This is a genomic window from Intrasporangium oryzae NRRL B-24470, assembly GCF_000576595.1.
GTDB lineage: Bacteria > Actinomycetota > Actinomycetes > Actinomycetales > Dermatophilaceae > Intrasporangium_C > Intrasporangium_C oryzae.
Genome location: NZ_AWSA01000050.1, coordinates 24,574 through 30,844 on the forward strand (window position 1 = coordinate 24,574; position 6,271 = coordinate 30,844).

Annotated in this window: 8 protein-coding genes and 1 pseudogene; 2 read left to right on the top strand and 7 right to left on the bottom strand. The window is 72.1% G+C overall.

What is annotated here, in order from left to right; translation table 11 throughout:
- Positions 1 to 13: 13 nt before the first annotated feature.
- The 7 genes and pseudogenes from N865_RS17755 to N865_RS17785 all read right to left on the bottom strand — a co-directional run.
- Positions 14 to 520, bottom strand: a complete 507-nt coding sequence (locus tag N865_RS17755; RefSeq protein ID WP_157557766.1) for a hypothetical protein — start codon at positions 518 to 520, stop codon at positions 14 to 16.
- Positions 517 to 990 (bottom strand): pilus assembly protein, encoded by a 474-nt coding sequence (locus N865_RS17760; RefSeq protein WP_245603830.1) that lies wholly within the window; start codon positions 988 to 990, stop codon positions 517 to 519. Before N865_RS17760 ends, N865_RS17755 begins: the two co-directional genes overlap by 4 nt.
- A complete protein-coding gene (locus N865_RS17765) occupies positions 987 to 1,418 on the bottom strand; it encodes a TadE family protein (RefSeq protein WP_084328351.1) in 432 nt (143 codons plus the stop codon). Before N865_RS17765 ends, N865_RS17760 begins: the two co-directional genes overlap by 4 nt.
- A 43-nt stretch (positions 1,419 to 1,461) precedes the next feature.
- Positions 1,462 to 1,731 (bottom strand): hypothetical protein, encoded by a 270-nt coding sequence (locus N865_RS17770; RefSeq protein WP_245603831.1) that lies wholly within the window; start codon positions 1,729 to 1,731, stop codon positions 1,462 to 1,464.
- Positions 1,732 to 1,778: 47 nt separating this feature from the next.
- Positions 1,779 to 2,756, bottom strand: coding sequence for a type II secretion system F family protein (locus N865_RS17775; protein ID WP_245603832.1), 978 nt, complete (start codon positions 2,754 to 2,756; stop codon positions 1,779 to 1,781).
- The gene (locus N865_RS17780) at positions 2,753 to 3,622 is read right to left on the bottom strand and encodes a type II secretion system F family protein (RefSeq protein WP_034808837.1); all 870 of its coding nucleotides are present in this window, start codon (positions 3,620 to 3,622) and stop codon (positions 2,753 to 2,755) included. Before N865_RS17780 ends, N865_RS17775 begins: the two co-directional genes overlap by 4 nt.
- A pseudogene (locus N865_RS17785) lies at positions 3,622 to 3,975 on the bottom strand (CpaF family protein); the annotation flags it as partial. The gene N865_RS17780 and the pseudogene N865_RS17785, both read right to left, overlap by 1 nt.
- A gap of 92 nt (positions 3,976 to 4,067) precedes the next feature.
- On the opposite strand from N865_RS17785, the gene N865_RS21980 reads away from it, so the two are divergent.
- Both N865_RS21980 and N865_RS17795 read left to right on the top strand, forming a co-directional pair.
- Entirely contained in the window at positions 4,068 to 5,615 is a 1,548-nt protein-coding gene (locus tag N865_RS21980) for a recombinase family protein (protein ID WP_051510935.1), read from the top strand.
- Positions 5,612 to 5,821 carry a hypothetical protein gene (locus tag N865_RS17795; RefSeq protein ID WP_034808838.1) on the top strand — a complete coding sequence of 70 codons (210 nt, stop codon included), beginning with the start codon at positions 5,612 to 5,614 and terminating at the stop codon, positions 5,819 to 5,821. The genes N865_RS21980 and N865_RS17795 overlap by 4 nt, the downstream gene beginning before the upstream one ends.
- The last annotated feature ends 450 nt before the right edge of the window (positions 5,822 to 6,271 follow it).

Genomic DNA, 6,271 nt, shown 5'->3' on the forward strand with positions numbered 1-6,271 from the left:
CTGCGGAGAGCGGTCACCTCAGCGGGGCGCGGGCGCGGGAGGTGACGGTGATCGTCACTCCCCCGCCGAGCGACTCGAGGAACCAGCCGGTCATCGGGAGGTTCGCCCGCGCCGACAGGGTGACGACCGCGGTGGAGCCGTCGGGCGACCCCGTCTGGTCCACCACGGCCCAGTCGGTGATTCCGGTCGGTCGTGGCGTCCGGTCGAGGTGCTCGTGCGCGGCGTCGCGGACCGTCTCGTCGGTCAGGGCGAGCAGCTCGGTCACGCCATCCTCGTAGACGGCCCGTTCGTCGACGGCGTCGGCCGCGTCGAGGGCGATCGCGTCCGCCGTGTCGAGCAGCCGCATCCGCGCGAGCTGCGCTGCGGTGACGTCGATCCCGCCAAGGATCAGGGCGGTGCACAGGACGAAGAGCCCGAGGACGAGCACGCCGATCTGGCCGTCGTCCTCGCCTCGAGCCGGACCCCCGGCGGACGGCGCGCGGGTCGCGAGCGAGCCCAGCGGCATACGCAAGGGGGTCATCGGGCGACGAAGCGGTCGACGGTCGCGACGTGGGTCGACGAGATCGAGACCGTGCTCGGGAGGCGGTCCGCCAGGAAGTCGGGGATGAGTGGCAGCGCGACCTCGATGCGCGCGGTGCTCGTGACGGTGCCCTCGGGGCGCAGGCAGGGCGAGCCGTCGCACTCGAGGGCGAGCGACGTGCCCCGGTCGAAGGCGAAGTCGGCGAAGGCGAGAGCTGCGGCGGCTCTGGCACGGGCCTCGGCGTCGCTCTCGGTCGGGCTCGTCACGAACGCGCGGCCCGCCTCCCGTCCGGCGAGCGACGCGGAGAACGCGGCCGCCTGGATCCGGGCGACCGTGAGGACGAGGTAGACGAGCGGCAGCAGGAGCAGGATCCCGAGGAAGACGAACTCGACGATGGCCCGGCCGTCCTCATCCGCCCCCGCCGTCGCCCCGCTCGCGACCCCGAGACGACGCTGCAACCACCGGGTCACGGCGGCGCTCCCCCGACCTGCTCCTCCGCGAACGCGCGGCCCGTCACCGTCAGGCCGCCCGCCAGGCCGATCGGCCCGATGACGGGCAGCGGCGCCGTCACGGTGACCTCGACGATCCGCACGCCTGCGGGGGTCTGGCCCGCGACGGCCGTTACGTCGGACGCGAAGGAGGCGTTGAGCGCGCTCGTGATGAGCGACGCGGCGCGGTCGGCGCCGTCGGCCGGGTCCGCGTCGGCGCGGGCGCCGTAGCGCGCCCCCTCCGATGCCGCTGCGGTGAGCGTGTTGCGGACATAGAGGGCGAGCCCGAGTTGGAACACGGCGAGCGCGACGAAGAGAAGCAGGCCCACGACCATGACGAACTCGGCCACGGCCGAGCCTCGCTCGGCCCCGCCGTGGCCCGACGGGTGCCAGCGCACGGGTCGCGTCATCGGGGGGTGCCGTATGCCGTGTGCCGCGGTGCCGAACCCGCGCTCAGTTGGCGCCCGGGCCCGTGACCCCGGCGATCGCGTCGGTGAACAGCTGCTCGAGCTGGTCGCCGGCGACGGCCCAGAGGACGGTGACGAGGCCGGCCGTCATGAGCGTGATGAGCACCCAGCCGGGCACGTCGCCGCGATCGTCACGGCCGCCGACACGCGTCGCGACGCGTGCGGTGAGGCGCGTGGCGAACCGGGCGGTGAGGCGGGGCGCTGTCCGCACAGCGGAACGGTGCTGGCGGTGCGTCGCCGCGAGGGTGGTCTTCATCGTGGGTCTCCTTGGGGTGCGGACGTGGTGGTGTCGGGTGCGGCGGGTCAGAGTCGGAACCGGAGGAAGCTGAGGCCGGGATAGAGGGCGAAGAGCACCGTCACCGGGAGGATGAGGAAGACGACGGGGACCATCATGAGAATCTCCTTCCTGCCGCCCTCCTCCATGAGGGTGCGGCGGCCGTCCTCGCGGACGTCCTGAGCCTGGGCGCGGAGCACCTCGGCCAGGGGTGTCCCTCGCTCGACAGCCACGACGATCCCGTCGACGAACCGGCTCAGGCTCATCAGGCCGGTGCGGTCGGCGAGGCCCTGCAGCGCCGTGGGCAGGTTGGCCCCCGCTCGGGCGTCAGCGAGGCACCGGCGCAGCTCGTCGGAGAGCTCACCGCGCGAGAGGCGGCAGACCCGCTCGAGGGCACCGGTAGCCCCCTCGCCGGCGCTCACCGCGAGCGCGAGCAGCTCTGCGATCGTGGGGAACTCGGCGAGCATGCGCTGCTCACGCCGCTTGGCGGCGCTCGAGAGCATCGTGTCGCGCACGATGACCCCGAGCCCGATCCCGATGAAGGTGAGCAGGACGAGGATCGGCACCGAGACATGGCGTTTCGACACGGCGACGAGACCCGACCCGACGAGGCCGACGACGCCACCGGCGGCGCCCCACAGCACCTGCTCGGCGCGGAACCGGTCGATGTCGACGGGCAGGCCTGCCCGCTGCTGCCGCCGGGCCACCGAGGGTGCACCGCCGAGGACTCGCTCGACGACGCCACCCAGCCGGGCGATGTAGGGCGCGAAGAGCTCGCCCAGGCCGAACGGTCCCTTGGCCGGCTTGTGTGATGACAGCAGGCGGGACGGGCGCGGCGCGTCGCGCAGGTACGGTTCGAGCCGCTCATGGAGCCCGGGGCGGCGTGCGTGCGGGAGGCCGGCCACGACCAGAGACAGCCCCGCGAGCAGGAGCACCCCGATCGCCGCGCCCGGCCAGGACCAGCCGGCGTCGGCAAGGCGGCGCAGCACCACGTCGGCGGCCGTCAACGCAGCACCCTCTCTTCCTCGGGAAGGCGCCCGATCCAGACCATCGCCCGGTAGGCGACGACGCACAGGCCCGCTCCGATGGCCAGGACCAGCCAGCCGGCAGGCGAGGAGTAGGCACCGAGGGAGTCGCCCTTGAGCGCGAGCATCGCAAGGACGATCCAGGGCGCCGCGACGGCGAGCCGGGCGGCGCTGACCGTCCAGCTCTGCCGTGTCTCGAGCTCGGCGCGCGTCCGCGAGTCCTCGCGGAGGAAGGTCGAGAGCGTCCTGAGCAGCTTGCCGAGGTCGCTGCCGCCGACCTCGCGGGCGATGCGCAGCGACTCGACGAGGCGGTCGGCGACCGGGTCGCTCAGGCGGTCCTTGAGCCGGTCGAGGCAGTCGTGGAACCGGCCGCTCGTGCGGTAGTCCTCGGCGAAGGCGGCGAACGCCGGCCGCAGCTCCTCCGGCCCCCGGACGGCGAGCTGGGCGAGCGCCTCCGGGAGCGCCAGGCCGGCCCGGACCCCGGACGTGATGTTGTCGACCGCGTCGGGCCAGAGGTCGCGAAGCTTGTTGCGGCGCTGGCGAGCCCGCATGCGGACGATCGAGACCGGCATACAGCCTGCGATGACGCCGAAGCAGACGGCGATCGGCACGACGCGCGCCACGAGCATGACCAGGAGGAACACGAGGCCGAAGAGGACGACCGACCCCACGAGGACGTTCCCGGGCGTGATCGACGCGTAGCCCGCCTGGTGCAGGTGGTCACGCAGCTCGGCGGTGAACCCGCCACGCGAGGAGGCAGAGTCCTCGCGGCGCTCCTGCGGCCAGCAGGACCAGTAGATGCAGAAGACGCCCGCCCCGAGGACCAGGCCGATGGCGAGCGGGGACATCAGCTGCCCTCGTGCGCGAGGAGCGCGGTGATGTCGTAGCCGGCACGCTCGAACGCCTCCCGACGCGGGGGGTAGCCGTCGGCACGGACGAGGCGGCCACCAGTCGTGACGAAGAGGTCGGCGATCTCGATGACGTCGCCCTCCGCCCGCCCGGGGACGGCGACGATCTCACGGACCCTACGCACCCCGTCGCGCTCGAGCGCGACATGGATGACGAGGTCGACCGAGCCGGCGACGGTCGGCACGACGAAGCGGCTCGACACGTTCTCGCCGGCGAGCAGCGGCAGGGTGCACATCTTGGTGACGGCCTCGCGGGCGCTGTTGGCATGGACCGTGCACATCCCGGGCACACCGGGCTTGCCAAGGTGCGGTTCTTCGAGTGAGCACGCGACTCGCGACTCGCAGAACTCCATGGAGCCAGCCCGGCCAACCTAGGAGAACCGCCATGACACGCCAGCTTCGCGCCGCCCTCTACCTCCGCCTCAGCGTCAGCAAGGACGACTCAACCTCACTCACCGTCCAAGAGAAGGACCTCCGTGCCCGCGCCGCCGCGGAGGGCTGGGAGGTTCTCCCCGAGCACGTCATCTGCGAGGACGGTGTCTCTGGAGCCAAGAACCACACCGGCACCGCCCGCGCTCTCGATCTCCTCCGCCGTGGCGAGGTGGACGTCCTCCTCGCGTGGAAGTTCGACCGCTGGAGCCGCGCGGGCATCCCAGCTCTCGGTCGCCTCATGGAGGTGCTCGCAGAGGTCCCCGGCGCCCGCTTCGTCACCGTCAAGGACTCTGTGGACTCCGCGGCGCCGTTCTGGGGCGTCATCGCGTCCATCCTCGCGACCATCGCGGAGCAGGAGCGGGAGAACGTCCGCACCCGCGTCCGGGCCTCCATCGCCGAGCGGGTGACCGTCGGCCGGTGGACGGGAGGGCCGCTTCCCTACGGCTACATGTCGGCCCCCAACCCCGACGGATCCGGCCGCGTCCTCGTTCACAGCCCTGCCGAATCGGCCATCGTGACAGAAGCCGCGGAGCGCATCCTCAACGGCGAGTCCGTTTACGCGGTCGTCCGAGACCTCAACGACCGAGAGGTGCCGACGCGCCACGCGGTCCACAAGACGGGCCCCCGGAAGGGCCAGCGGAGGGAGTGGACCGTGCAAGCGCTCACGCAGATCCTCACCGCGGACACGGCACTGGGCCGGGTCACGCATCACGGCCAGCTCTTCCGCGACGACGAGACCGGACTTCCCGCGGAGGTGTGGCCGCCGCTCTTCGACCTGGAGACGTTCCACCGGCTCGCGAACCGCCTCCGAGTGCGCAAGCCGATCTCCGAGGACAGTCGGCGCCGCCGTCGCGCCCGCTCCAACCGACTCCTCTCGGGCGTCGTGTCGTGCGGCATGTGCGGAGCGCCGCTCTACCCGCGGAGCAACGGCGGCGGCACGGTCGGCTATGCCTGCTCCGCGCGCTCGAACGGCCGGACCTGCGCCGGGGTGAGCGTCACCGCAGACCTCCTCGACGCCTATGTCCGGGAACGCTTCCTCGACGAGATCGGGCACCTGGAGATCGTGGAGCGCATGGAGATCGTCGCCGACGATGTCGACCTCGCGGAGATCGAGCGCGCCATGCGTCAGGTGAAGGACGCGATGGACGCCGACGACGCGGACCTCGCCTCTCTCGCCGCGCAGCTCGGCGCCCTCAAGGCTCAGCGCGCCGAGATCACCTCCCGGCCGAAGCGCCCCACGGTCCGACTGGTGCCGACGGGCGAGACCTACGCCGCGGCGTGGGAGCGCATGAGCGCGGCCGACGACGTGGAAGGACTCCGTGCACTCCTCGCGCCGAACGTCGCCATCCTCTGTGTGACCAAGGGTCGCCGCGGCGCTCACGGTCTGGACGCTTCCCGCGTCACCCTCGTCACCCAGCCCGTCCACGTCTCCGGCGTTCAACGTGACGAGGCCGCGACCTCTGGCCGCGTCGTGGTCATGGCCGAAGGGAGCGCGGCATGAGCACCGATCTCACTCCCAAGGACCTCGCCGCCATCGCCTCCGCGGAGGCCGGCGAGGCCGTCGACCCGGACGCGCCGAGCCGCTGGACGGACGCGCCCACCGTCCGCGTCTGGCCGCTCACGCCGGAGGAATCCGTCCTCCACGCCGCGGCCCTCGCCGTCTACCTCGCCGAGCGCACCATCGTGGCCGAGGCCGGGGAGCCGTAAATGCCTCTCTCCCGGCGGATCTGAGCCCCGTCCTACCTCGCTAGGGCGGGGCTCTCTTCGTCCGGCTCCGCCCCGCGTGGCCGCCGTCGCGGCGCGTTCCGCCGTCCCCGCGTGCCCGGTGGCCGGTGACGCGGCGCCGGAGTGGGGAGCGTCCAGACGCGGGGGAGCGGGCGGCCCGGTGCCAACTCTTGTCACTGCGTCAGCGTTTACACGTTGGGCCCTCGTGGGCCTCAACTCGTATCACCGAGGTGTGAACACATCATCTTTTCTCGTCCTCCCTAGGAGAGCGACAGAACACAGATAGACCACACACCTCGGACCTAGGTGTGTTCACACCTCAGTGATACGAGTTGGGTCGCTGGAGTACGCCCCCGCCTCGCTCGCCCGCCTAGGCGCGTCTCAGTATGTGAGCGGAACGTCCCAGAATGAGCAATGCCCGCCCTCCTCGCA

What these genes read in the sequence shown, in the direction of transcription:
- N865_RS17780 (WP_034808837.1), bottom strand. Translation starts at nt 3,622, where the DNA reads ATGTCCCCGCTCGCCATCGGCCTGGTCCTCGGGGCGGGCGTCTTCTGC.
- N865_RS21980 (WP_051510935.1), top strand. Translation starts at nt 4,068, where the DNA reads ATGACACGCCAGCTTCGCGCCGCCCTCTACCTCCGCCTCAGCGTCAGC.
- N865_RS17765 (WP_084328351.1), bottom strand. Translation starts at nt 1,418, where the DNA reads ATGACGCGACCCGTGCGCTGGCACCCGTCGGGCCACGGCGGGGCCGAG.
- N865_RS17770 (WP_245603831.1), bottom strand. Translation starts at nt 1,731, where the DNA reads ATGAAGACCACCCTCGCGGCGACGCACCGCCAGCACCGTTCCGCTGTG.
- N865_RS17795 (WP_034808838.1), top strand. Translation starts at nt 5,612, where the DNA reads ATGAGCACCGATCTCACTCCCAAGGACCTCGCCGCCATCGCCTCCGCG.
- N865_RS17755 (WP_157557766.1), bottom strand. Translation starts at nt 520, where the DNA reads ATGACCCCCTTGCGTATGCCGCTGGGCTCGCTCGCGACCCGCGCGCCG.